Source organism: Streptomyces sp. NBC_00122, assembly GCF_045160845.1.
Taxonomy (GTDB): domain Bacteria; phylum Actinomycetota; class Actinomycetes; order Streptomycetales; family Streptomycetaceae; genus Streptomyces.
Map to the genome: position 1 here is coordinate 2,704,522 of NZ_CP108191.1, position 21,689 is coordinate 2,726,210.

The 21,689-nt window shown below is 73.2% G+C and carries 24 protein-coding genes; 12 read left to right on the forward strand and 12 right to left on the reverse strand.

What is annotated here, in order from left to right; genetic code table 11:
• Positions 1–6: 6 nt before the first annotated feature.
• Positions 7–303, reverse strand: a complete 297-nt coding sequence (locus tag OG737_RS12625) for a DUF2530 domain-containing protein (protein ID WP_328926293.1) — start codon at positions 301–303, stop codon at positions 7–9.
• Between the two features lie 128 nt (positions 304–431).
• Between OG737_RS12625 and OG737_RS12630 the strand changes: the two genes are divergently transcribed.
• A complete protein-coding gene (locus OG737_RS12630; RefSeq protein ID WP_328926294.1) occupies positions 432–1,901 on the forward strand; it encodes an NCS2 family permease in 1,470 nt (489 codons plus the stop codon).
• A 33-nt stretch (positions 1,902–1,934) separates the two neighbouring features.
• On the opposite strand, the gene OG737_RS12635 is transcribed toward OG737_RS12630, so the two are convergent.
• Positions 1,935–2,117 (reverse strand): ribbon-helix-helix protein, CopG family, encoded by a 183-nt coding sequence (locus OG737_RS12635; RefSeq protein WP_327283971.1) that lies wholly within the window; start codon positions 2,115–2,117, stop codon positions 1,935–1,937.
• A 118-nt stretch (positions 2,118–2,235) separates the two neighbouring features.
• On the opposite strand from OG737_RS12635, the gene OG737_RS12640 reads away from it, so the two are divergent.
• From OG737_RS12640 to thpR, 3 genes are all read left to right on the forward strand, one after another.
• Positions 2,236–2,673, forward strand: coding sequence for a MarR family transcriptional regulator (locus OG737_RS12640; protein WP_328926295.1), 438 nt, complete (start codon positions 2,236–2,238; stop codon positions 2,671–2,673).
• 25 nt (positions 2,674–2,698) lie between these two features.
• Positions 2,699–4,078 (forward strand): MFS transporter, encoded by a 1,380-nt coding sequence (locus OG737_RS12645; RefSeq protein ID WP_405679658.1) that lies wholly within the window; start codon positions 2,699–2,701, stop codon positions 4,076–4,078.
• 110 nt (positions 4,079–4,188) lie between these two features.
• On the forward strand, positions 4,189–4,758 hold the full coding sequence (gene thpR, locus OG737_RS12650) for an RNA 2',3'-cyclic phosphodiesterase (protein ID WP_405921530.1): 570 nt from the start codon (positions 4,189–4,191) through the stop codon (positions 4,756–4,758).
• A gap of 3 nt (positions 4,759–4,761) precedes the next feature.
• On the opposite strand, the gene OG737_RS12655 is transcribed toward thpR, so the two are convergent.
• Together OG737_RS12655 and OG737_RS12660 are read right to left on the reverse strand one after the other, a co-directional pair.
• Complete coding sequence (locus tag OG737_RS12655; RefSeq protein ID WP_328926297.1) at positions 4,762–5,742, reverse strand: DNA-3-methyladenine glycosylase 2 family protein; 981 nt, start codon at positions 5,740–5,742, stop codon at positions 4,762–4,764.
• A gap of 2 nt (positions 5,743–5,744) precedes the next feature.
• A complete protein-coding gene (locus OG737_RS12660; RefSeq protein WP_328926298.1) occupies positions 5,745–6,152 on the reverse strand; it encodes a VOC family protein in 408 nt (135 codons plus the stop codon).
• Positions 6,153–6,253: 101 nt separating this feature from the next.
• Here OG737_RS12660 and OG737_RS12665 point away from each other — a divergent pair, with 101 nt between their 5' ends.
• Positions 6,254–6,682 carry a MarR family transcriptional regulator gene (locus OG737_RS12665; RefSeq protein ID WP_328926299.1) on the forward strand — a complete coding sequence of 143 codons (429 nt, stop codon included), beginning with the start codon at positions 6,254–6,256 and terminating at the stop codon, positions 6,680–6,682.
• A gap of 161 nt (positions 6,683–6,843) precedes the next feature.
• Here OG737_RS12665 and OG737_RS12670 read toward each other — a convergent pair whose 3' ends face one another.
• Together OG737_RS12670 and OG737_RS12675 are read right to left on the reverse strand one after the other, a co-directional pair.
• Positions 6,844–7,833 (reverse strand): aldo/keto reductase, encoded by a 990-nt coding sequence (locus OG737_RS12670; RefSeq protein WP_328926300.1) that lies wholly within the window; start codon positions 7,831–7,833, stop codon positions 6,844–6,846.
• 59 nt (positions 7,834–7,892) lie between these two features.
• On the reverse strand, positions 7,893–8,576 hold the full coding sequence (locus OG737_RS12675) for a GDSL-type esterase/lipase family protein (protein ID WP_328926301.1): 684 nt from the start codon (positions 8,574–8,576) through the stop codon (positions 7,893–7,895).
• A 76-nt stretch (positions 8,577–8,652) separates the two neighbouring features.
• Here OG737_RS12675 and OG737_RS12680 point away from each other — a divergent pair, with 76 nt between their 5' ends.
• Entirely contained in the window at positions 8,653–9,645 is a 993-nt protein-coding gene (locus OG737_RS12680; RefSeq protein WP_328926302.1) for a WD40 repeat domain-containing protein, read from the forward strand.
• A gap of 52 nt (positions 9,646–9,697) precedes the next feature.
• Here OG737_RS12680 and OG737_RS12685 read toward each other — a convergent pair whose 3' ends face one another.
• From OG737_RS12685 to OG737_RS12695, 3 genes are all read right to left on the reverse strand, one after another.
• A complete protein-coding gene (locus OG737_RS12685; RefSeq protein ID WP_405921531.1) occupies positions 9,698–11,194 on the reverse strand; it encodes an SPFH domain-containing protein in 1,497 nt (498 codons plus the stop codon).
• Between the two features lie 127 nt (positions 11,195–11,321).
• Positions 11,322–11,546 carry a hypothetical protein gene (locus OG737_RS12690; RefSeq protein WP_388562972.1) on the reverse strand — a complete coding sequence of 75 codons (225 nt, stop codon included), beginning with the start codon at positions 11,544–11,546 and terminating at the stop codon, positions 11,322–11,324.
• 64 nt (positions 11,547–11,610) lie between these two features.
• Positions 11,611–12,528 carry a DUF3027 domain-containing protein gene (locus OG737_RS12695; protein ID WP_328926305.1) on the reverse strand — a complete coding sequence of 306 codons (918 nt, stop codon included), beginning with the start codon at positions 12,526–12,528 and terminating at the stop codon, positions 11,611–11,613.
• A gap of 345 nt (positions 12,529–12,873) precedes the next feature.
• On the opposite strand from OG737_RS12695, the gene OG737_RS12700 reads away from it, so the two are divergent.
• From OG737_RS12700 to OG737_RS12715, 4 genes are all read left to right on the forward strand, one after another.
• Entirely contained in the window at positions 12,874–14,238 is a 1,365-nt protein-coding gene (locus OG737_RS12700; RefSeq protein WP_328926306.1) for an MFS transporter, read from the forward strand.
• A gap of 111 nt (positions 14,239–14,349) precedes the next feature.
• Complete coding sequence (locus tag OG737_RS12705) at positions 14,350–14,841, forward strand: DUF2771 domain-containing protein (protein WP_328926307.1); 492 nt, start codon at positions 14,350–14,352, stop codon at positions 14,839–14,841.
• 13 nt (positions 14,842–14,854) lie between these two features.
• Positions 14,855–15,586 carry a futalosine hydrolase gene (locus OG737_RS12710; protein WP_328926308.1) on the forward strand — a complete coding sequence of 244 codons (732 nt, stop codon included), beginning with the start codon at positions 14,855–14,857 and terminating at the stop codon, positions 15,584–15,586.
• Positions 15,576–16,424 carry a 1,4-dihydroxy-6-naphthoate synthase gene (locus OG737_RS12715; protein ID WP_328926309.1) on the forward strand — a complete coding sequence of 283 codons (849 nt, stop codon included), beginning with the start codon at positions 15,576–15,578 and terminating at the stop codon, positions 16,422–16,424. The genes OG737_RS12710 and OG737_RS12715 overlap by 11 nt, the downstream gene beginning before the upstream one ends.
• A gap of 81 nt (positions 16,425–16,505) precedes the next feature.
• On the opposite strand, the gene OG737_RS12720 is transcribed toward OG737_RS12715, so the two are convergent.
• Positions 16,506–16,889: a cold-shock protein gene (locus OG737_RS12720; RefSeq protein ID WP_322975534.1), complete on the reverse strand. Its 384-nt coding sequence runs from the start codon at positions 16,887–16,889 to the stop codon at positions 16,506–16,508.
• A gap of 186 nt (positions 16,890–17,075) precedes the next feature.
• On the opposite strand from OG737_RS12720, the gene OG737_RS12725 reads away from it, so the two are divergent.
• The gene (locus OG737_RS12725) at positions 17,076–17,327 is read left to right on the forward strand and encodes a hypothetical protein (protein ID WP_328926310.1); all 252 of its coding nucleotides are present in this window, start codon (positions 17,076–17,078) and stop codon (positions 17,325–17,327) included.
• Between the two features lie 36 nt (positions 17,328–17,363).
• Here OG737_RS12725 and OG737_RS12730 read toward each other — a convergent pair whose 3' ends face one another.
• Together OG737_RS12730 and OG737_RS12735 are read right to left on the reverse strand one after the other, a co-directional pair.
• Positions 17,364–17,981 carry an HAD family hydrolase gene (locus OG737_RS12730; protein ID WP_328926311.1) on the reverse strand — a complete coding sequence of 206 codons (618 nt, stop codon included), beginning with the start codon at positions 17,979–17,981 and terminating at the stop codon, positions 17,364–17,366.
• 99 nt (positions 17,982–18,080) lie between these two features.
• Positions 18,081–19,064: a hypothetical protein gene (locus tag OG737_RS12735; RefSeq protein WP_328926312.1), complete on the reverse strand. Its 984-nt coding sequence runs from the start codon at positions 19,062–19,064 to the stop codon at positions 18,081–18,083.
• A gap of 86 nt (positions 19,065–19,150) precedes the next feature.
• On the opposite strand from OG737_RS12735, the gene OG737_RS12740 reads away from it, so the two are divergent.
• Positions 19,151–21,634: a helicase C-terminal domain-containing protein gene (locus tag OG737_RS12740; RefSeq protein WP_328926313.1), complete on the forward strand. Its 2,484-nt coding sequence runs from the start codon at positions 19,151–19,153 to the stop codon at positions 21,632–21,634.
• Positions 21,635–21,689 lie beyond the last annotated feature (55 nt).

The window sequence follows — 21,689 nt, forward strand, 5'->3', positions numbered from 1 at the left end:
GGGAGGTTACTGGTCGGCCTGCGGTCCCGGCTCCGCCTGCGCGGCCTCGGCGGCCCGCTGCGCCGCGTGGCGCTTGAGGGCGGCGTCGCGGCCGCGGACGTACCAGATGCCGATCAGGCCGAGGAAGCCGCCGGCCGCGCAGGTCCAGACCCACCACAGCATGCCCTGGTCGGCGAACCAGCCGTAGAAGGGGAGCTGGACCAGGAACATGGCGAACCAGATGATCGTGCCGCCGGTGACGGTGGCGACGACCGGACCCTCCAGGGGCTCGGGCGCCTCGTGCTTCGCAGTCCATTTCGCCATGCGGCAAGTCTAGGTGCGCGGATTCGTTGTCTACGCGCGGAGATGGACGCTCCTTCGTTCATGTGTTCATACTGAAACGGTTTGGGCGTGGCCCATTTTCTTCGTATGAACCACCCAATGAGGACCGTATGAGCACCCCGGCCCCCGCCCCCGCGCCCGCCCCCGCGGCGACCCTCCCGGAGCCCTCCCCCCAGGGAGCATCGGCCTTGGACCGCTACTTCAAGATTTCCGAACGCGGCTCGACCGTCGCCCGCGAGATCCGGGGCGGTCTGGCGACCTTCTTCGCGATGGCCTACATCATCGTGCTGAACCCGATCATCCTGGGCAGCGCGAAGGACATGTACGGGCACCAGCTCGACGGCGGCCAGCTCGTCACCGCCACCGTCCTGACGGCCGCCTTCACCACGCTCCTCATGGGTGTCATCGGCAACGTCCCGATCGCGCTGGCCGCCGGCCTCGGCGTCAACACGGTCGTGGCGCTCCAGCTCGCCCCGCGCATGAGCTGGGCCGACGCCATGGGCATGGTGGTCCTGGCCGGCTTCGTGGTGATGCTGCTCGTCGCCACCGGCCTGCGCGAGCGGGTCATGAACGCCGTACCGATGGGCCTGCGCAAGGGCATCGCGATCGGCATCGGCCTGTTCATCATGCTGATCGGCCTGGTCGACTCGGGCTTCGTCTCCCGCATCCCGGACGCCGCGCACACCACCGTCCCGCTCCAGCTCGGCAGCAACGGCCACCTGCTCGGCTGGCCCGTGCTGATCTTCGCCGTCGGCGTGCTGCTCACCCTCGCCCTGCTGATCCGCAAGACGCCGGGCGCGATCCTGATCTCCATCGTGGCGATGACCGTCGTCGCGGTCGCCGTCCAGCTGATCACGAAGCTGCCGAACGAGGCCTGGGGCCTCACCGTCCCCGAGTGGCCGGGCAACCCGGTGGCCGCGCCCGACTTCGGGCTCGTCGGCCAGGTCAGCCTGTTCGGCGGCTTCGGCAAGGTCGGGATGCTGACCGGCGTCCTCTTCGTCTTCACCGTGCTGCTGTCCTGCTTCTTCGACGCCATGGGCACGATCCTGGGCGTCGGCGACGAGGCGAAGCTGATCGACAAGAAGACCGGCGAGTTCCCGGGCATCAACAAGGTCCTGCTGATCGACGGCCTGGCCGTCGCCTCGGGCGGCGCCACCTCTTCCTCCGCCACCACCTGCTTCGTGGAGTCCACGGCCGGGGTCGGCGAGGGCGCCCGTACGGGCCTGGCGAACGTCGTGACGGGCGGCCTCTTCGCCGTGGCGCTGTTCCTGACCCCGCTCGCCACCATGGTCCCGTCCCAGGCGGCCACCCCCGCCCTGGTGGCGGTCGGCTTCCTGATCCTGGCGGGCTCGGTCAAGGACATCGACTGGAGCGACTTCACCATCGCCGTCCCGGCCTTCCTGGCCATGGTGATGATGCCCTTCACCTACTCGATCACCAACGGCATCGGCATCGGCTTCATCAGCTTCTGCGCCCTGCGCCTGGCGACCGGCCGGGGCCGCGAGGTCCCGGTGGCCATGTACGTCGTGTCGGCGGTGTTCGTCTTCTACTACGCGATGCCGGCGCTCGGCCTCACGTGAGCCTCGCCTGCGCCTCACCTGGGCCGCACGTGATCAGGTGAGCCCGTAGAACTTCTCTGTCTCGTCGACGGCCGCGTTGAAGCGCTCGTCGAAGTCGTCGCGAATGAGCGTCCGGACCACATAGTCCTGGACGCTCATTCCGCGTTTGGCGGCATGAGTCCGGAGCCTGTCGAGGAGCTCCCCGTCTATGCGCATGCTCAGCACATGTGTCCCCATGCCGAAAGAGTCGGGGCAGAGGGTAGGGGCGCGTGTCACTTTCCGCTGCCGACTCACCCGTACGAGTGACGGCCGTAAATGGTGTTCCTTAGGTTGGGTAATGAGTTATTCTAAAGACATGCACGACCTCTCCCATGGCGACGACGCTGCCGCCGTGAACGACCTCCGCTCCGCCGTCATGCGACTGGGCCGGCGCCTGAAGCACCAACGCGTCGACGAGTCGCTGAGCCCGACCGAGATGTCGGTCCTCGGCACCCTCGCCCGCTGCGGCCAGGCCACGCCTGGCGAGCTGGCCCGGCGCGAGCACGTACAGCCGCCGTCGATGACACGCATCGTCGCGCTGCTGGAGGCCAAGGGACTGGTCACGCTGGAACCGCACCCGGAAGACCGCCGCCAGAAGGTGGTCCGCCAGACGGAGGAAGCCGAGGCGATGCTCGAAGAGAGCCGCCGCAAGCGCAACGCCTTCCTGGCCGGGCTCGCGGCCGAGCTGACCGAGGACGAATGGGCCAAGCTGCGCGAGGCCGCACCCGTCCTGGAGAAGCTCGCGCACCTGTAGGAACGACGCCAGGAGGCGAACGCTTTTGAGTACGGGAAACGGAGCAGACTCCGCACCCGGCCACATATCCACCCCCACTGAAACACCGGCGGGCACCCCCGCGGGCAAGAACCTGGGGACACCTCCCGGCGGTAGCCGGGGAATGTTCAGCTCTCTGAAGATCCGGAACTACCGGCTCTTCGCGACCGGTCAGGTCGTCTCGAACACCGGCACCTGGATGCAGCGCATCGCGCAGGACTGGCTGGTCCTCTCCCTGACCGGCTCCGCGTCAGCCGTCGGCATCACCATCGCCCTGCAGTTCCTGCCGATGCTGATGTTCGGCCTCTACGGAGGCGTACTCGCCGACCGGCTGCCGAAGCGGCCCCTGCTGATCGTCACCCAGAGCGCGATGGGCCTGACCGGAATCGCCCTCGCCGTGCTCACCCTGGCGGGACAGGTCCAGGTCTGGCACGTCTACCTCGCCGCCTTCCTGCTCGGCCTGGTCACCGTCGTGGACAATCCCGCGCGGCAGACCTTCGTCCCCGAGATGGTCGGCAAGGCGCACGTCGCCAACGCCGTCAGCCTGAACTCGGCCAACTTCCAGTCCGCGCGGCTGGTCGGCCCGGCGATCGCCGGTGTGCTGATCACCGCCGTCGGCTCCGGCTGGGCCTTCCTGCTGAACGGACTGTCCTTCGCCGCGCCCATCGCCGGTCTCCTGATGATGCGCACGGCCGAGTTGCACCCCGTCGAGCCCCGGCCCCGCGCCAAGGGGCAGCTCCGCGAAGGCCTGCACTACGTCGCCGGCCGGCCGGAGCTGATCTGGCCGATCGTGCTCGTGGGCTTCATCGGCACCTTCGGGTTCAACTTCCCGATCTGGCTGTCGGCGTTCGTGAGCGACGTCTTCCACGGGGACGCGGGCACCTACGGGCTGTTCAACACCCTGATCGCGGCAGGTTCCCTGGCGGGCGCCCTGCTCGCGGCCCGGCGCGGCCACTCCCGGCTGCGGCTGCTGGTGGCGGCGGCCGTGCTCTTCTCGGTCCTGCTGCTCGTGACCGCCTTCGCACTCGGCTTCTGGCTGTTCGCCGCGCTGCTCGTACCCATCGGGGTCTTCGGGCTGACGGTCAACGTGACGGCGAACTCCAGCGTGCAGATGGCGACCGACCCCGAGATGCGGGGCCGGGTCATGGCCCTGTTCATGATGGTCTTCACCGGCGGCACCCCGCTGGGCGCCCCGCTGCTGGGCTGGATCACGGACACCTACGGCGCGCGGACCGGCATGGCCGCGGGCGGTGCGATCTCGCTGCTCGCCTCCGCGGCGATCGCGGTGGTCCTGGCCCGCGTGGGCAACCTCCGGCTGCGGGTGGACCGCCACGGGGTGGCGTTCGTCCCGGCGCCGCGCGCCCGCGAGCTGGTCACTGCCGCCTGACCCTGCCGGGCGCCTGCGGCGCGGCCTCCGGGGGCGGAGCCCCCGAGAGCCGCGCCGCGCCCGGCCGGAAGGCCTAGGCGGCCTCGGGGAGGCCGCTTAGGCTCGGCGGCATGAGACTGTTCGCCGCCGTCCTGCTGCCCGAAGAGGCCATGGCCGAGCTGCGGGACGCCGTAAGCCCGCTGCGCGACGACCGGTTGCGGTGGACCGGCGAGCCCGGCTGGCACTTCACGCTCGCCTTCATGGGCGAGGTACGGGACGAGGTGCTCCCCGGCCTGCACGCCCGGCTCGCCCGCGCCGCGGCGCACAGCGACCCGTTCGCGCTCCGCCTCCACGGCGCCGGGCACTTCGGCAACCGCTCGCTGTGGATGGGCGCCGCCGGTGACCTCGACGCGATGCGGCTGCTCGCGGACCGGGCCGACGCCGCCGCCCGGCGGGCCGGGGTGCCCATGGAGCAGCACCGCCGCTACACCCCGCACCTCACCCTGGGCCGGTCCCGCGACGACGCGGTCCGGCTGCGGCCCTACCTGGACGCCCTCGCGGACTTCGAGGGCACGCCCTGGCGGGCCGACGCCCTCAGCCTCGTCCGCAGCAACCTGCCCGTCAGCGGCGTCCCCGGCGAACAGCCCCGCTACGAGACCGTCGGCTCCTGGCCGCTGGGCACCGGCCCGGGCAGGACCTGACTCCTACGGACGCGAGGGCAGCCGGCCCTCCTGCACGGCGCGCGGCGCCTGGCGGTGCTCCCAGGAGACCGGCCGCTGCCAGGTCGTCGCGGCCGCGCGGGTGCGCAGCAGCAGCGCGACCCAACTGCGGTACGGGGCCCATCGATCACTGATCCCGACGCGGGCCTGCGCATCGGTACCGGTGCCGGGGCGGCCGTAGGCCTCGGCCATCGCGGCGTGGAGCCGGGGTTCGTGGTGGGGGAAGACGTCCGGGTGCCCGGCGCCGCGGATGAGGACGAGCTCCGCGGAGAAGGGGCCGATGCCGGGCAGGGTCCGCAAGTGGGCGAGGGCGTCGTCCACCGGCATCGCGCGCAGCCGGGCGGCGTCGAGGTCGCCGGCGAGAGCCGCGTCGGCAAGGACGCGCAGGCGTTCGGCCTTCACGTCGGGCAGGCCCGGTACCCGGCCGATGCCGCGCAGGACCAGCGGGGTGGGGAAGGCGTACAGCGACTGCCCGCCGACGGCGACGTGCCGTCCGAGGTGCTCGGCGATGCGGGCCTTGATCGCGGCGGCCTGGACCATCCGGATGCGGTGGCCGATGACCGACCAGGCCGCGGCCTCGTACGGAGAGTGGAAGCACACCGGCCGCAGCCCCGGGTACGCCGCCATGAGACCGGCCACGACGGGATCGCCCTCGGCGAGCCCGGGGAACCCGGAGCCGTCGACGTCGAGCGAGAGGACGCGGGCCAGTTGCGCCCGCGCCGCGCCCGGATCCCCGGTGACGTCCGCCTCGACGACGGCCCCCGGGCCCTGCGGCTGCCTCACCTCCGCGCCCACCGTCGAGTGGCCGTCGTCGGCGGGGAAGGCCAGGCGCAGCACCGTACCGTCCGTGCCGTCCGGGGCGCCGCGGTACCCGGCGGGGGTGAAGCCCGCCAGGAAACGCACGCTCGCCGCGAGGGAGAACGGCCCGCGCGGGGTGATGGCGGTGGCCGTGGTGGTGGCGGTCACGGTCAGGCGTCGTGTGCGGTGACGGTGTAGCCCTCGGGCCCGGTGAAGGTGAACATCCTGCCGAAGGGGCCGTCTTCGGGCGCCTTCACGATGGGGATCCCGGCGGCCCGGAGCCTGTCGTGCAGCCCCTGCGCGTCAGGGGTCCGGAACCACAGGGCGACCCCGAGGCCCGGCCGCGGGACGGCGTCGAGATCCACGCCCGGCAGCGGCTCGCGGACGGCGAAGGCGATCGGCTCGGTGGCGAACACCACCGCGTGGGGCGGCGAGACGGGCGCCCGGCGCAGTCCGAGGTGGTTCTCGTAGAAGGCGGCGGCCGCTTCCACGTCGCGCACCTGCAAGGCGATGAAGTCCGGCCCGCTGACGATGTCGGTATCGGCGCTGGTGCTGGTGCTGGTGCTGGTGTCGGTCATGCGTACTCCTCGGTCCACGGCTCTGCCCCGCCCTGCCCAATGTCAGGACTTTGACATAGGCGAAGTTAGGCGTCTCCGCGCACGCATGTCAAACTCCTGACATGCATGATGACGTGACCGAGCGCTTGGGGTACCGCCTCAAGCGCGCCGCCGCCGCACTGCGCGGCGCGATGGACAAGGCGCTGCGCGAGTACGGCCTGACCGTGCCGCAGTACGCCTGCCTCGAACTCCTCGACCAGCGCCCCGGGCTGTCCAACGCCGAGCTGGCCCGCGGCACCTTCGTCACCCGGCAGTCCATGAACGTCGTCCTGCGCGGACTGCAGGACGCCGGCCTCATCACCCGCCCGGCCACCACCGACCGCGGCCGCGCCCTGCCCGCCCACCTCACCGAGGAGGGCCACCGCCGCCTCGCGGCGGCGCGCTCCGTCGTCTACGCCATCGACCGGCGCATGTCCGAGGCCGTCCCGGAGCACCGCCTCGCCGAGCTCCTCGCCGACCTCGACCGCATGGCGGCGGCGGCCGAGGCGTGAGAACGGCCACGGCCCCGCCCCTCCGTGCGAAGGGCGGGGCCGGTCGCGTTAGTCTCGACGGGTGGATCCCAAGACCAGAAACCGCGTAATGGCCGGTGTGCTCGTACTGATGTTCGTCGTCGTGGCCGTGGCAGCGGCCGTCGGCCAGTAGACGGGCACCGCTACCAGGCGAACGCCTCCGGCGACGGCCCGGGACCGGGGAAGATCTCGTCCAGGCCCGCCAGCAGCTCCTCCGACAGCTCCAGCTCGACCGCGCGCAGCGCCGAGTCGAGCTGCTCCCGCGTCCGCGGTCCGACGATCGGCCCCGTGACCCCGGGACGGGTCAGCAGCCAGGCCAGCGCGGCCTCCCCCGGCTCCAGCCCGTGCTTGGCCAGCAGGTCCTCGTACGCCTGCACCTGCGCCCGTACCGAGCTGTTGGACAGCGCGTCCGCGGAGCGGCCCGAAGCGCTGCGCCCCGACTCGGCGGCCTTGCGGATGGCGCCGCCCAGCAGGCCCCCGTGCAGCGGGGACCACGGGATCACGCCGAGCCCGTACGCCTCGGCGGCCGGGACGACCTCCATCTCCGCGCGCCGCTCGGCGAGGTTGTAGAGGCACTGCTCGCTGACCAGCCCGAGCCGCCCGGTGCGGGCCGCGGTCTCGTTGGCCTGCGCGATCTTCCAGCCGGGGAAGTTCGAGGAGCCCGCGTAGAGGATCTTGCCCTGCTGGATCAGGACCTCGACGGCCTGCCAGATCTCCTCGAAGGGGGTCCGCCGGTCCACGTGGTGGAACTGGTAGAGGTCGATGTAGTCCGTCTGGAGCCGCTTGAGGCTGGCGTCGACGGCCCGCCGGATGTTCAGCGCCGACAGGCGGTCGTAGTTGGGCCAGGTTTCGCCCTCGGCGGCCATGCTGCCGTAGACCTTGGTGGCGAGCACCGTCTTCTCGCGGCGGCGGCCGCCCTGGGCGAACCAGGTGCCGATGATCTCCTCGGTGCGGCCCTTGTTCGCGCCCCACCCGTACACGTTGGCGGTGTCCACGAAGTTCAGACCCGCGTCGAGCGCGGCGTCCAGGATGCCGTGACTGGTGGGTTCGTCTGTCTGAGGACCGAAGTTCATGGTGCCGAGTACAAGTCGGCTGACCTTGAGACCGGTGCGTCCGAGCTGCGTGTACTTCATGGGGCACTAGCCAACTGCTTGGAGTGGACTCCAGGCAAGACCTCTCCGTGAAGGGGGTGTTACAGCCCCTGGTACGGGCCGCCGATGCCCCAGGCCTGGTGGAGGGCGGCCGCGAACTCCCCCGCCAGGCGGTGCTCGCCCGAGGCGTTGGGGTGGGTGCCGTCGTAGGTGTCGTGGTGGATGTCGTACGACTGCGGGCGCGCCGCCAGCAGGATCGGCGAGGCGTCGGTCGTCAGATCGGCCACCGCCTTCGCCAGGAGCTCGTTGAAGCGGGCCACCTCGGCCGCGAACGGCGCGTCCTCCTCGGCCCGGACGTTCGGGATGACGGGAAGGAGGACCATCCGGACGGCCGGACGGGCCTCGCGCGCGGCCGCGATGAAGCGGCGGGCGTTGGCGGCGGTCTCGTCGGCCTTGGTGTAGAAGCCGAGGTCTATCAGGCCGAGGGAGACCAGCAGGACGTCGGCCCGGCCCGCGCGGGCCGCGGGGCCGATCAGGGGCGCCATGTGCTGCCAGCCCTCGCCCCAGCCGGCCAGGTGGCGGCGGGCGTCCTCGGGGAAGCCCGGGTCGGCGTACTCGTGGCTGGTGGGCGCGTCGGCGGAGGTGTCGTACAGCTCGCTGCGCGGGCCGACGACCGAGAAGGGGCCGCCGAAGGTCGCGCCCAGGTGCTGCCACATCCGGTAGCGCCAGGTGTAGTCGCCCGCGCGTCCGATGGTCATGGAGTCGCCGACGAACATGAAACGCATCCGGTCATCATCGCGGATCACGCGACAGGAGCATCTGTGATGCCGGACACGCGGTCCGGCCTGGCAGGCTTGGGGGATGCGCCTGCTGCCGGTCTCGTCCGCCTCCGCCGCCCTCGTCCTCGCCCTGCTGCCGACGGCGGCCCTCGCGGCGGAGGGCCCCGGGGCTTCGTCGTTCACGATCAGCGATCCGCGGATCAAGGAATCGAGCGGGCTGGCGGCCAGCCGGATCCACCCCGGCGTGTACTGGACGCACAACGACAGCGACGACGGCCCGTACGTCTACGCGGTGGACTCGGCGACCGGCAGGACGGTGGCCCGGGTCACGCTGACCGGGATCGGGAAGCCGCGCGACGTCGAGGCGATCTCGCTGGGGCCGGACGGACAGTTGTACGTCGGTGACATCGGGGACAACCGGGACGGTACCTGGGACCACGTGTGGATCTACCGGTTCCCCGAGCCGAAGCAGCTGGCCGACACCACGGTCAAGGCCGAGCAGTTCACGGTGCGGTACGCGGACGGGCCGCGGAACGCGGAGGCGCTGATGGTGCATCCGGTGACGGGCCGGGTGTACATCGCGAGCAAGAACGAGAGCAAGGGCGGGCTCTACGAGGGTCCGGAGCAGCTGTCGGCGAGCGGGACGAACGTGTTCCGGCGGGTCGCGGACGTGCCGTGGGTGACGGACGGGGCGTTCTCCCCCGACGGGAGCACGCTGGCCCTGCGGGGTTACTTCTCTGCCCGTACGTACCCGTGGAAGGACGGTCGGCCGCAGGGCGAGGGCGAGCGGGTGAACGCGCCGTGGCAGGGGCAGGCGGAGTCGGTGACGTACACGGCGGACGGGTCGGCGCTGATGTTCGGCTCCGAGGGCGCCGACAGCCGTGTCGTCGCGGTCCCGCTGTCCACGGCGGCTCCCTCCGCGTCCGCCTCGCCGCAGCCCGGCTCTCCCTCGGAGGCGGCCCCGTTCCCGGAGCCCCCCGGCAGCTTCACCAAGGGAGCCCTCGTCCTGGCGGTCGCCCTGGCCCTGGTCGCCGCCGCGAAACGCCTCTTGCGCCGCGGCGGCTCCGCCAAGTAGCCCTGCGGCGCCGCTGCCGGGGCCGGGCCCGGACAGCGGCGCCGCCTGCCGGCTACTCCTCCCGGATCGGGATGCGGCCGTTGAGCGTGGACCCGGCGGACCCGGCGGACCCGCCCGGGCCCGCGGAACCGGTGGAACCGGCGGGGTCAGAGGTCTGCTGGGACATCGACGCCAGGAGCTGGCGGGCCACGCCCAGGCCGGTGCCGCCCATCGTGAGCGCCTTCGCGAACATCTCCGACATGCCCTCGGCCCCGTTCAGCAGGACCATGTGCTCCACGTTCCCGAAGGCTCCCGCGCCCGCCTCCACGATCGCGGGCCAGTTCTCGGCGAGCTGCTGGGCAACGACCGCTTCCTGGTTCTCGGCGAGTGCGGCGGCCCGCGCCTTGATCGCGTCGGCTTCGGCGAGGCCCTTCGCCTTCGCCGACGCCGCCACCGCGAGGCCCTTCGCCTGGGTGGCCGCGGCCTCGGCCTCACCGGTCGCCCGGGTGGCCTTCGCCGCCGCGAGACCGCGGGCTTCGGTGGCCGCCGCGTCGGCGGTCGCCGCCGTCGTCACCCGTGTGGCCTCCGCGGCGGCCGCCAGCTCCGTCTCCTTCGCCTTGGCCTGCGCCGCCGAGATCCGGGCGTCGCGCTCGGCCTCCGCCCGGGTCCGCGTCTCGTACGCCGCCGCGTCCGCGGGCTTGCGTACGTCCGCCTGAAGCTGCTGCTCGCGCCGGTGCGCCTCCAGCTCCGCGACCCGGGTCTCCTGCACGACGACTTCCTGACGCGCGGCCGCCTCCGACAGCGGACCCGCCTGCCGTGCCGTCGCCGCGGCCTTGTCCCGCTCGGCCTGGTAGCCGGCCTGGAGGATCTCGCTGTCGCGGGTGGCCTCCGACATCCGGGCGAACGCGGCCTGCTCGGCCTCGGTCGCCAGCCGGTTCGCCTCGGCCTGCGCGATCCGCGCGTCCCGCTGCACGGCGGCCGCGTGCGGCATCGCCAGGTTCTTGATGTAGCCCGTCGGGTCCTCGATCTCGTGGATCTGGAGCGAGTCGACGATCAGGCCCAGCTTCTCCATCTCGGTACCGCAGGCCGCCCGGGTCTGCCCGGTCAGCTTCTCCCGGTCCCGGATCATGTCCTCGACCGTCAACCCGCCCACGATGGAGCGAAGATGGCCGGCGAAGACGATGTGCACCCGCTCGGGCATCATCTTCTGCTGGTCCAGGAAACGGCGCGCGGCGTTGGCGATGGACACGAAGTCGTCGCCGATCTTGAAGATCACCACGCCCTTGACCCGCAGCGGGATGCCCTGGTGGGTCACGCAGTCCACGTTCAGCTGCGTCTCGTTGAGGTCCAGCGACAGCTTCCGCACCGCCTGCACCCCGGGCAGGACCAGCGTCCCGCGCCCGGTGACGATCCGGAACCCCATGCCCTCCCCGATGCCCTCGGTCTTGTGCGCGGAACCGGAGATGACGAGCGCCTCGTTGGGTTCGGCCACCCGCCACATGAGCTTGAACAGGCCGATCAAAGTCAGAATTGCGGCGAGAACGACTCCCGCCACGACGCCGATAGCCATCGGCAACGCCCCCTTATCGCGGTGCCGTTCGACACCGACGAGGGCGAGTCTGCGCCTGTCGCGCACCGGCGGGAAGACGTGCGCGAAGTCTTGTCGCCATCTTGATACGCACAGGTCGCACGAGGGGTCAGTTGTCGTAGGCCGCCATCACGTACACCGTGCGCGGCGGCAGGTACTCGACGACCGTCACCACCGTCCCGACGGCCAGCCGGCCGGTCCCCTGGACGGGGTACGCGAGGAAGTGCTCGGCACCGCCCCGGATCCGGACGATCACCTCGCCGACCAGACCCGGCCCGACCGTCCCGGTCACCCGTCCGGCCATCCCCACCATGTCCACGCCCTCGTCCCCCATGGCCCGAGGGTACGCCGCCGCGCCGGCCCGCCGGGGCTCGGCCGGGGAGGCTGGTGCGCCGGGGCTACGAGTGGCCCAGGTCCGCGGCGGGGAGGTCCGAGACCGGGACCGAGCCGGTGTCGGAGGCCGGGCGCAGGAGGAACTCGTCCGAGGCCATCGAGTCGAGCACCGGCGGCGCCGGCCGCAGCGGAGCCGGCATGACCGCGGCCTCCGAGTGCCCGCCGCAGCCGTACGACAGGGAGACCAGCCGGCCGTCGGCCGGGCTGAACTCGTTCGCGCAGACGCCGAAGGCCTGGCCCAGCGAGCCGCCGATCGCGACCAGGAAGCCGCAGGAGAGGCACGACGCGGGCGCCGCCTGCGCCATCGGGGTCTTCGCACCGAACGACTCGTCCCAGCGGTCGGCCGCGGTGTGCAGCCCGTACCGCGACAGCACGCGGGCGCGCCGCATGCCCAGTTCCTCGGCGACCGAGGTGATGGAGCCGCGCACCGGGACCACCGTGCGGTCGGTGACGTCGGCGTCCTCCGCCTCGACGAGCTCGGCCATCTCGGTGGAGACCATCGAGTTCGGCGGCGGGGCGTCCTCGCCCGACCAGCCTTGCTCCAGGCGCAGGTCGTCGGAGTCGGTGGGCAGCAGGTCGCCGGGGCCCATGTCGCCGGGGCGCAGCCGTTCGCTCCACGGCACCCATTCGGGGGCGAGCAGCGCGTCGTCGCCGGGCAGGAGCACCGTTTCGTCGAGGGTGACGTTCTTCGCGCGGGAGGCGCGGGTCACGGTGACGGCCCAGCGCCAGCCCCGGTAGCCCGGTTCCTTGGACTCGAAGAAGTGCGTGACGACCCGGTCACCCTCCGCCACGGCGGAGACGTGCGCGCCCACCACGCCGGGGAAGGCGGCCTCCTCGGCCGCCGAGCGGGCGAGTTCTACCGCCTCGACGCACAGGCGGTCGGGGGTACGCGGGGTACGGCTTCGCGTCGTCGCAGCACTCACTGGTCTCGTTCTCTCCTACGCCGTCTCACGAGTGCGCCGTCCGTACTGTCGTCCACAACGACCCGTCGGTCCTGTCCGTACGTGGAGCGGGCGGAGCGGACCAGAGGGCCGCGTCGACGTCCGCACCAGATCGGACTCCGGGCGCACCTTTATGCGATCCATTCTGCGGGATCGCGAAGAGGCGCGCGGCCAAGAGCAACCGCCGGTGGCGCGCTACGCACGCTACCTCCTCCGAAGCCTTGGGCCCACATGCAAGGTCCGATTCGCGGACAAGCCCACGAGTCAGGGCGCGTCCGCGACGCGCCGGGAGGGGTTCCCAAGGGCCCGGTGGGGCACTATGGCCAGGTGGCACCCGTACGGTCGTCCGGCGACGGCTCGGGACCGGTCAGGCGGGCCGGCCGGGCCCTGGGGCGTGCCCTGCACCTGCCGTTCACCGGTACGGCGCGCGGCATCCGGCGGGCCACGCACGCGCACGGGGCGGGTGAATCGGGCCTCGGCAAGCTGATCGAGCTGCACGCCATCAACGGCGCCGGCGATGTGATGATCACAGTGGCGCTGGCCTCGACGGTGTTCTTCTCCGTACCCACGGACGAGGCACGCGGCCGGGTGGCCCTGTACCTGGGGATCACGATGCTCCCCTTCACCCTGCTGGCCCCGGTGATCGGGCCGCTGCTGGACCGGCTGCCGCACGGGCGGCGGGCGGCGATGGCGGCCGCGATGCTGGCCCGGGCGCTGCTGGCGCTGATGATGTCGGGCGCGGTGGCCACGGGCGGACTGGAGCTGTATCCGGCGGCGCTGGGGGTGCTGGTCGCGTCCAAGTCGTACGGAGTGGTGCGCAGCGCCGTGGTCCCGCGCCTCCTCCCGCCCGGATTCCCCCTCGTCAAGGCGAACTCCCGGGTCACGCTGGCCGGCCTGCTGGCCACGGGCGCGGCGGCACCGGTGGGCGCCGCGCTGCACCTGATCGGGCCGGAGTGGCCGCTGTACGGAGCCTGCCTGATCTTCGTCTGGGGCACCGTCGCGGCGTTCACGCTGCCGCACAAGGTGGACGAGGCCAAGGGCGAGCGGCGGGCCCGGCTCTCCACCCACGAGGCGCACTCGAAGCGGCCGGGGCTGCGCACGGTCAGCCGCTCGGTCCTGTGCGGCCTGCTGGCGAACGCCTCGATGCGCGCGCTGTCCGGCTTCCTGATCTTCTTCCTGGCGTTCCTGCTGCGCGAGCATCCCCTGGCGGGGCAGAGCGCGGCGGTGTCGCTGGGGATCGTGGGCGTCTCGGCGGGCGTCGGGAACGCGTGCGGCACGGCGGTGGGCGCGTGGCTGCGGGCCAGGGCGCCCGAGGCGATCGTCGCGGCGGTGCTGAGCCTGACCCTCGCGGTCGCGATCCTGGCGGCGGCCTTCTTCAGCGGCCTCATGATGGCCGTACTGGCCGCCACGGCGGGCTTCTGCCAGGCGCTGGCGAAGCTGTCGCTGGACGCGATGATCCAGCGGGACGTCCCGGAGGCGGTACGGAACTCCGCCTTCGCCCGGTCGGAGACGCTGCTCCAGGTGGCGTGGGTGCTCGGCGGCGCGATCGGCATCGTCCTGCCGCTGAACGGCGTCCTGGGCATGTCGGTGGCCGCGGCCATGGTCGCCCTGGGCACCACGATGGCCTTCCGCGGCCTCGTGGGAGCCCCCCGCCACCACCACCCGGGCACCTCCCGCCCCCGGGTGGCCTGAAGTCCGGGGGCGGGTCCCGGGCAACGGCGCCGCACCGGGCGACCCGCGCCACAGCAGGTCAGTGGTACCCCATGCAGCGGCGCGGCCCGGCGGCCCGATAGCCTTCGGCTCATGACCGCACCGCTTATCCCGGGTAGGGCCCGCCGCAGCGTCGCGGCCCTCGGAGCCGTTTCCGCCGGCTTCCTCCTCCTCTCCGCATGCGGGGACAAGCCGACGCCCCTGGCCACCGTGACGGTCGGCACCTCGACGGTGTCCGCCGAAGCCGCCTGCCAAGAAGGCAAGGAGCCGCTCACGATGGAGAAGCTCCAGGAGTGCCTCACCGAGGCGAAGAACGCCAAGACCATCGAGTACGGGCGGGGTGACACCCTGCGTCTCGGGGTCGAGCCCGACGTCGTCGAGGGCGGCAAGAAGTGGCAGGCGGTCCTGGACGGCCAGCAGATCACCGAGCCGTCCGAGAACACCTACCGCAGCTTCCCGGGCGCCGACGTCTTCGCCACCGGCGGCCAGGGCGAGGCCCCCGCCTCGAAGAAGCTGGCCATCGTCCAGCTCGGCGAGGACGGCAAGCCGATCTCCGTCTGGACCGTCAACCTCAAGCTCAAGTAACCGGACGCCACCGGTGCGCGTGCTCGTCGTGACCGCGGTGGCGGCGGAGGCCGACTCCGTCGTCAGCGCTTTCCATGGGCCGACCCCTCATCCGGACGCCCCCGGTCCCGAGCCGCGCACCCTGGCCGGGGGCTACCACGTCACCCGGCGGGACCTTCCCGGCATCGCCTTCGACGTCCTCGTCGGAGGCGTCGGTCCGGCGGCGGCCGCCGCCGGCACCGCCACCGCCCTGGTCCTCGCCGACTACACGCTCGTCGTCTCCGCCGGGATCGGCGGCGGGTTCCAGCCCGCCGCACCGCCCGGCTCCCTCGTGGTCGCGGACGCGATCGTCGCCGCCGACCTGGGCGCCGAGACCCCCGACGGCTTCCTGGACGTCCGGGCGCTCGGCTTCGGGCACAGCGTGCACCTGCCGCCGCCCGAGCTCGCCGCCCGCGCCGCCGAGGCGACCGGGGCGCTGCTCGCGCCCGTGCTGACCGTCTCCACCGTCACCGGGACCGCCGCCCGGGCCGCCGAGCTCGCCGCCCGGCACCCGATGGCCGGGGCCGAGGCCATGGAGGGCTTCGGGGTCGCGGAGGCGGCCGCCGCGCACGGGCTGCCCGTACTGGAGATCCGCGCCGTGTCCAACGCCGTGGGCCCCCGTGACCGTGCCGCCTGGCGGATCGGGGACGCGCTCGCCGCCCTCGCCGACGGCTTCCGCACGCTGGGGCCCGTACTCGCGAACTGGGGAGAACGCCATGAGCGGTAACGCCGTGAAGATCGCCTACTCGCCGTGCCCGAACGACACCTTCGTCTTCGACGCCTGGGCACACGGCCGCGTCCCGGGCGCGCCCGCCCTCGACGTCACCTTCGCCGACATCGACATCACCAACGGCATGGCCGAGCGCGGCGAGCTGGACGTGCTGAAGGTGTCGTACGCCGTGCTGCCGTGGGTGCTGGAGGAGTACGCGCTGCTGCCCTGCGGCGGCGCCCTGGGGCGCGGCTGCGGCCCGCTGGTGCTCACCCGTGAGCCGGGGACCGGCCTCGCCGGGAAGACGGTGGCCGTGCCGAGCGAACGCTCGACCGCCTACCTGCTGTTCCGGCTGTGGGCGGCGGACGTGCTCCCGGACGGGGTCGGCAAGGTGGTCGTGCTGCCGTTCAACGAGATCATGCCGGCGGTGCGCGACGGCCGGGTGGACGCCGGACTGGTCATCCACGAGGCCCGGTTCACCTATCAGGACTACGGCCTGCACTGCCTGGCCGACATGGGCGGGCACTGGGAGTCCACGACCGGCCTGCCGATCCCGCTCGGCGCGATCATCGCCAAGCGCTCGCTGGGCGAGCAGCGGCTCCACGCGCTCGCCGAGTCCGCCCGTACATCGGTGCGGATGGCCTGGGACGACCCCGAGGCGTCCCGGCCGTACGTACGCGCCCACGCGCAGGAGCTGGACCCGGCCGTCGCCGACCAGCACATCGGGCTCTACGTCAACGAGTTCACCGCCGACCTCGGCGACGACGGTTACGCGGCCGTGCGCGGGCTGCTGACCAGGGCGGCGGCCGAGGGACTGGTACCGGCCATTTCGCCCGGCGCGCTCGCCTTCCCGTAGCCCCCGAAGCCCTCCAAAGAGCCTCGGAACGACGGTGCCCCGCCACTCTCCCGAGTGGCGGGGCACCGTACCTCGTTCAGGTCAGACGTCGAGCTGGTCGGCCACCGCGCGCAGCAGGCCGGCGATCTTCGTGCCGTGCACCTTGTCGGGGTAACGGCCGCGCTCCAGCATCGGAGTGATGTTCTCCAGCAGGGTCGTGAGGTCCTGCACGATCGAGGCGAGCTCGTCCGGCTTGCGGCGCTGGGCCGCCGCGACGGACGGCGCCGGATCCAGCACCGTCACCGAAAGCGCCTGGTCACCGCGTTGTCCGGCCACGACACCGAACTCGACGCGCTGGCCGGGCTTGAGGGAGTCGACCCCGGCAGGGAGCACCGACGAGTGGACGAAGACGTCGCCGCCGTCGTCACGGGAGAGAAAGCCGAAGCCCTTCTCACTGTTGAACCATTTGACCTTGCCGGTAGGCACGTCCGTCCTCTGTCCTTGTGCTCGTCGGGTCCGGAGTGCCGAGGAACGGCTCCGGATAACAGCGCAGCGGGCCATGGATGACCCGCCACCTCAAGGCTAATGGCCGAGGGCCGGGTGACAAGACGTTCCCCGGTCCTTCGCGGGCGGCCGCTTCGGCCGCTCCGGCCTGGGAACTACCCTGGTCGGGTGACTGTTACTCCTCATTCCGACGAAGCGCGGCCCGGCGACGCACTGGTGAAGACCGGCGGCATCGTGTTCATCGTGGGCGCCGTCGCCACGCTCGCGACGATGGCCCCGCTGTTCCTCGACGTCGACCCGTTCCCGTCGTACGCGTGGGCCGTGTGCATGCTGATGGGCGTCGGCTTCGCCATCTCCGCGGCGGGCGTGCTGCGGTCGGCCGCGGCGCAGCGCAAGGCGGCCCGGGCCTCACAGGCCTGACCCGGCCGGGGACGTGCCCTGCTTCCCCGAAGCCGCTCAGACGGGCTGCGCGGCGACGTACTGCGCGAGCCACCCCGGCAGCGCGGTGAGGTCCGGGAGCACCACGTCCGCGCCCGCCGCCCGCAGCTCCGGCTCGGGGCACGGACCGGTCGGCACGACCACGGACAGCGCGCCGGCCTTGCGGGCCCCGCGTACGTCGCCCACGTGGTCACCGACGTAGACCTGCGCCCCGTACTCGCGCAGCGCCCCGGCCTTGGCCTCCGCCCAGAGCCAGCCGATGACGGCGTCGGGCTCGATGCCCAGGTGCTCCAGGTGCAGGCGGGCGTTGGGCTCGTGCTTGGCCGTGACGACGATCGCGCGGCCGCCGAGCGCCTGGACGGCCTCGATCGCCTCGCGCGCACCCGGCATCGCCGGGGTCGGCCCGATGGCGTATGTGGGATAGATCTCGCGGTAGCGGTCGGCCATGGCCGGGATCTCGGCCTCCGGGAACCAGTACGCGAGCTCCTCGTCCAGCGGCGGCCCGAGCCGCGTGACCGCCTCGTCGGCGTCGATGAACGTACCCGTCTCGGCCGAGAGCGCCTGGTAGGCGGCCTTGATGCCCGGACGCGAGTCGATGAGGGTCATGTCGAGGTCGAAGCCGACGGTGAGGTTCATACCGCCATTGTGCCGAGGCGGGCCGACGGCGGGCCGACACCAGGCTTACAGCGGGGGAACGTACGCCCCTCGCGTCACGACGCGGCGCGGCTGGGCACGTCAGCGGCGGCGGGCCCGCCACACCAGGTAGAGGACGGACGCCAGCGCCGCGCCCCGCAGCAGCCACGGCCACATCCCGTGCACCACCCCGCTCACCTGGTCCTCGGCCAGGGTCTCGCCCCACTTCTCGTTCATCCGGCCCCACAGCCACACCGCCGCCCCCGCCAGGACCACGCCGGGCGGGCCGAAGACGACCCACTTGCGCTCGGCGGGCCGCAGCACGCGCGAGGCGTACGGCAGCAGCCAGCCGACGACGAGCAGCAGCCAATAGCCGGTGACCACGCCGACGACGAGGAAGGCCGCGGCCAGCATCAGGAAGGCGTTCGGCCGGGGCCGGGGGGCGACGGCCGCGGCTTCCGGCCCGGCGGCCTCCGCCACCGCTTCCTTCTTCGCGCGCCGCCGCTCGCGCAGGAACCGTACGAGGCTCCGCGCGCGCCCCTGCGCCGGCCCCGGCGGCTCCTTCTTCGGCTCCTCGTCCTCCCCCGGAGGCTCCTTGAACATCTCCGGGAACTCGATCCCGCCCGCGAAGCCGTCGACCTGCGGGCCCGAGCCGAACCCGCCCGCCCCGACGCGCCACCAGTCGGGCTCCGCCCCTCCGGAGGGGCCGAGTTCGTCCAGCCCGGCCAGGTGCGGCGGCACGTTCTGCGGCTCCGGCGCCGGGCGCGGCGGCGGCACCCGCTTGCGGCCCAGGCGGCCCGGACCCCGCTGGGCGGGCACCGCCGGGACCGGATCCGGCGGGGTCTGCGAAGGCCCCGACCGCGTACCGACGGTGTCCAGGACCTCCTCCGGCGTGCCGATCCGCTCCAGGATGGCCCGTACCGCGGCCGGCGTCTCCGGGTCGTACTTGGCGCGCCGACGGTCGATCTCGTCCCGCAGCCCCGACACCAGCCGCATCCGGTCACCGGAGGACAGCTGCCGCCGCTGCGCCAAGTCCCCGACGCGGCTCAGATATTCGTAGACCAACTGGTCGCTTTCGATCCCCACGCCCCGGCTCCTCCCGTACCGCCTCAACCGAAGGTAGCGCGTGCGCCCGTGGAGCAGTCGCGGACGCAGCGGATACCGTGGACCGGATGGGGACCGGCCGACTGACCGGCCGACGCGACCAGGAGGCGACTGTGCCCGAGGAAAGCACTGCGGGAGGATCCGGCGGAAGCGGCGCCCCGCGCTCCCTCGCCGAGGCGCTTCGCGCCCGCGACGACTCGGCGCTCGCCGCCCTGCTGCACGCCCGCCCGGACCTGCTCGGCCCGGTGCCCGGCGACGTGACCCAGCTGGCCACCCGCGCCGGCACCCGGGCCTCGGTGGTACGGGCGCTGGAACGCCTGGACCGGTTCGCGCTGCAGACCGCCGAGGCACTGGCGGTCGCCCCGGACCCCTGCCCGTACCCGGTGCTGGAATCGCTGCTGACCGGCGAGGAGGGCACCACCGGCGAGGACAACGGGGCCCGCGCGGCGCTCCCCCGGGCCATGGCCACCCTGCGCGACCAGGCCCTGGTGTGGGGCGACGACGACCGGCTGCGCCTGGTGCGCACCGCCCGCGAACTGCTCGCGCCGTCGCCCCAGCGGCCCTCCCCGACCGGCCTCGGCCCCACCGTCGCCGAGGCCACGGCCGGGATGTCGCCGACCCGGATCCAGGAGATCGTGGCGGCCGTCGGACTGCCCGCCACCCACGACCCGGTGTCCGCGGTGTCGGCGCTGACCGGGCTGTTCACCGACCCGGAGCGGATGTCGGCCCTGCTGGACCGGGCCCCCGCGGAGGCCCACCAGGTGCTCGGGCGGCTCGTGTGGGGGCCGCCGTACGGGGAGGTCACCCCGAACCCGGCCGCGCCGGTGCGCTGGCTGCGCGACCACGGGCTGCTGCTCCCCGCCACCGCACGCACCGTGGTCCTGCCCCGCGAGGTGGCGCTGCACCTGCGCGGCGGGCTCGCGCACCGGGACACCTCGCCGGTGGCCCCGCCCGTTCCCGCGCACCGCGAGCACCGTCCACAGCTTGTGGACGCGAACGCCGCCGGGCAGGCGCTGGGCGCGCTGTCCACCGTCGAGGAGCTGGTGAAGTCCTGGGAGCACGCCGGTCCGCTGGTGCTGCGCGCGGGCGGGCTCGCCGTACGGGACCTCAAGCGGGCCGCGGCCGCCCTGGACACCACCGAGTCCGCGGCGGCGTTCTGGATCGAACTCGCCTACGCGGCCGGCCTGCTGGCCAGTGACGGGGAGGCGGACGAGCGGTACGCGCCCACCCCCGCCTTCGACGACTGGGTCGAACTGCCGCCCGCCGAGCGGTGGTCGGCGCTCGCGGCGGCCTGGCTGCCGGCCACCCGCACCGCCGGCCTGGTCGGCGAACAGGACAGCAAGGGACGCACCCTGTCGGTGCTCGGCCCCGAACTCGACCGCTCCGCCGCCCCCGAGGTGCGCCGACGCGCCCTGGAGCTCCTGGCCGCCCTGCCCGAGGGCGCCTCCCCCGACCCGGACGCCCTGCTGGACCGGCTCGCGTGGGAGCGTCCCGTACGCGGCACCGGCGACCTGCGGGCCCGCCTCGCGCACTGGACGCTGACCGAGGCGGAGATCCTCGGCGTCAGCGGCCGGGGCGCGCTCAGCGGCTTCGGCCGCGCCCTGCTGGAGCGGCGCGACCCGGCGCCGCTGCTGAGCCCGCTGCTGCCGGAGCCGGTGGACCACGTACTACTGCAGGCCGACCTGACGGCGGTGGCCCCCGGCCCGCTGCGCCGCCCGCTCGGCGACACGATGGCGCTGCTCGCGGACGTGGAGTCCAAGGGCGGGGCCACGGTGTACCGCTTCACGCCCGGGTCGGTGCGGCGCGCCCTGGACGCCGGGCACGCCGCCGCCGACCTGCACGCCTTCCTCAAGGAACACAGCCGCACGCCGGTCCCGCAGCCGCTGGCCTACCTGATCGACGACGTCGCCCGGCGGCACGGGCACCTGCGGGTCGGTTCGGCGTCCTCGTACGTGCGCTGCGACGACGACGCGATGCTGGGCGAGATCCTGGCCGACAAGCGGTCGGCGGGGCTGGGGCTGCGCCGCCTCGCGCCGACGGTGCTGGCCGCGCAGGCCGAACCCACGTCCCTGCTGGAGGGGTTGCGGGCCATGGGGTACGCGCCGGCCGCGGAGTCCCGTACCGGCGACGTGCTGGTGGCGCGGGCCGACGCCCACCGCACGCCGGCCCGCTCGGCTCCCGTACCGGTGCCGGACGGCCCGCCGGTGCCGGACGAGACGCTGCTGCGGGCGGCCGTACGGGCGATCCGCGCGGGCGACCTGGCGGCGACGGCCGTGCGCAAGGAGCCGGTGGCCTCCGCGGCCGTGCCGGGCGAACTGCCGCGCACGAGCGCGGCGGAGACCCTGGCGACGGTGCAGGCGGCCGCGCTGACCGGGTCGGCCGTGTGGATCGGGTACGTGAACGCGGACGGGGCGGCGAGCCAGCGGGTCATCGCCCCGGTGCGGGTGGAGGGCGGCTTCGTCACCGGCTACGACCACACGGCGGACGAGGTACGGACGTACGCGCTGCACCGGATCACGGGGGTCGCCGAGCTGGCGGAGGACCACGTCTGACGCGCGAGGCCGGGTCCGGCGCGCAGGACCTCGTCCAAAAGCGCTGGCCGGGCGG

Coding starts and splice junctions, on each gene's coding strand:
- OG737_RS12670 (WP_328926300.1), bottom strand. CDS start 7,833: ATGAAGTACACGCAGCTCGGACGCACCGGTCTCAAGGTCAGCCGACTT.
- OG737_RS12690 (WP_388562972.1), bottom strand. CDS start 11,546: ATGGGGGACGAGGGCGTGGACATGGTGGGGATGGCCGGACGGGTGACC.
- OG737_RS12680 (WP_328926302.1), top strand. CDS start 8,653: ATGCGCCTGCTGCCGGTCTCGTCCGCCTCCGCCGCCCTCGTCCTCGCC.
- OG737_RS12660 (WP_328926298.1), bottom strand. CDS start 6,152: ATGACCGACACCAGCACCAGCACCAGCACCAGCGCCGATACCGACATC.
- OG737_RS12640 (WP_328926295.1), top strand. CDS start 2,236: ATGCACGACCTCTCCCATGGCGACGACGCTGCCGCCGTGAACGACCTC.
- OG737_RS12730 (WP_328926311.1), bottom strand. CDS start 17,981: ATGAACCTCACCGTCGGCTTCGACCTCGACATGACCCTCATCGACTCG.
- OG737_RS12675 (WP_328926301.1), bottom strand. CDS start 8,576: ATGCGTTTCATGTTCGTCGGCGACTCCATGACCATCGGACGCGCGGGC.
- thpR (WP_405921530.1), top strand. CDS start 4,189: ATGAGACTGTTCGCCGCCGTCCTGCTGCCCGAAGAGGCCATGGCCGAG.
- OG737_RS12625 (WP_328926293.1), bottom strand. CDS start 303: ATGGCGAAATGGACTGCGAAGCACGAGGCGCCCGAGCCCCTGGAGGGT.
- OG737_RS12635 (WP_327283971.1), bottom strand. CDS start 2,117: ATGGGGACACATGTGCTGAGCATGCGCATAGACGGGGAGCTCCTCGAC.
- OG737_RS12740 (WP_328926313.1), top strand. CDS start 19,151: ATGGGGACCGGCCGACTGACCGGCCGACGCGACCAGGAGGCGACTGTG.
- OG737_RS12630 (WP_328926294.1), top strand. CDS start 432: ATGAGCACCCCGGCCCCCGCCCCCGCGCCCGCCCCCGCGGCGACCCTC.
- OG737_RS12665 (WP_328926299.1), top strand. CDS start 6,254: ATGCATGATGACGTGACCGAGCGCTTGGGGTACCGCCTCAAGCGCGCC.
- OG737_RS12705 (WP_328926307.1), top strand. CDS start 14,350: ATGACCGCACCGCTTATCCCGGGTAGGGCCCGCCGCAGCGTCGCGGCC.
- OG737_RS12715 (WP_328926309.1), top strand. CDS start 15,576: ATGAGCGGTAACGCCGTGAAGATCGCCTACTCGCCGTGCCCGAACGAC.
- OG737_RS12685 (WP_405921531.1), bottom strand. CDS start 11,194: ATGGCTATCGGCGTCGTGGCGGGAGTCGTTCTCGCCGCAATTCTGACT.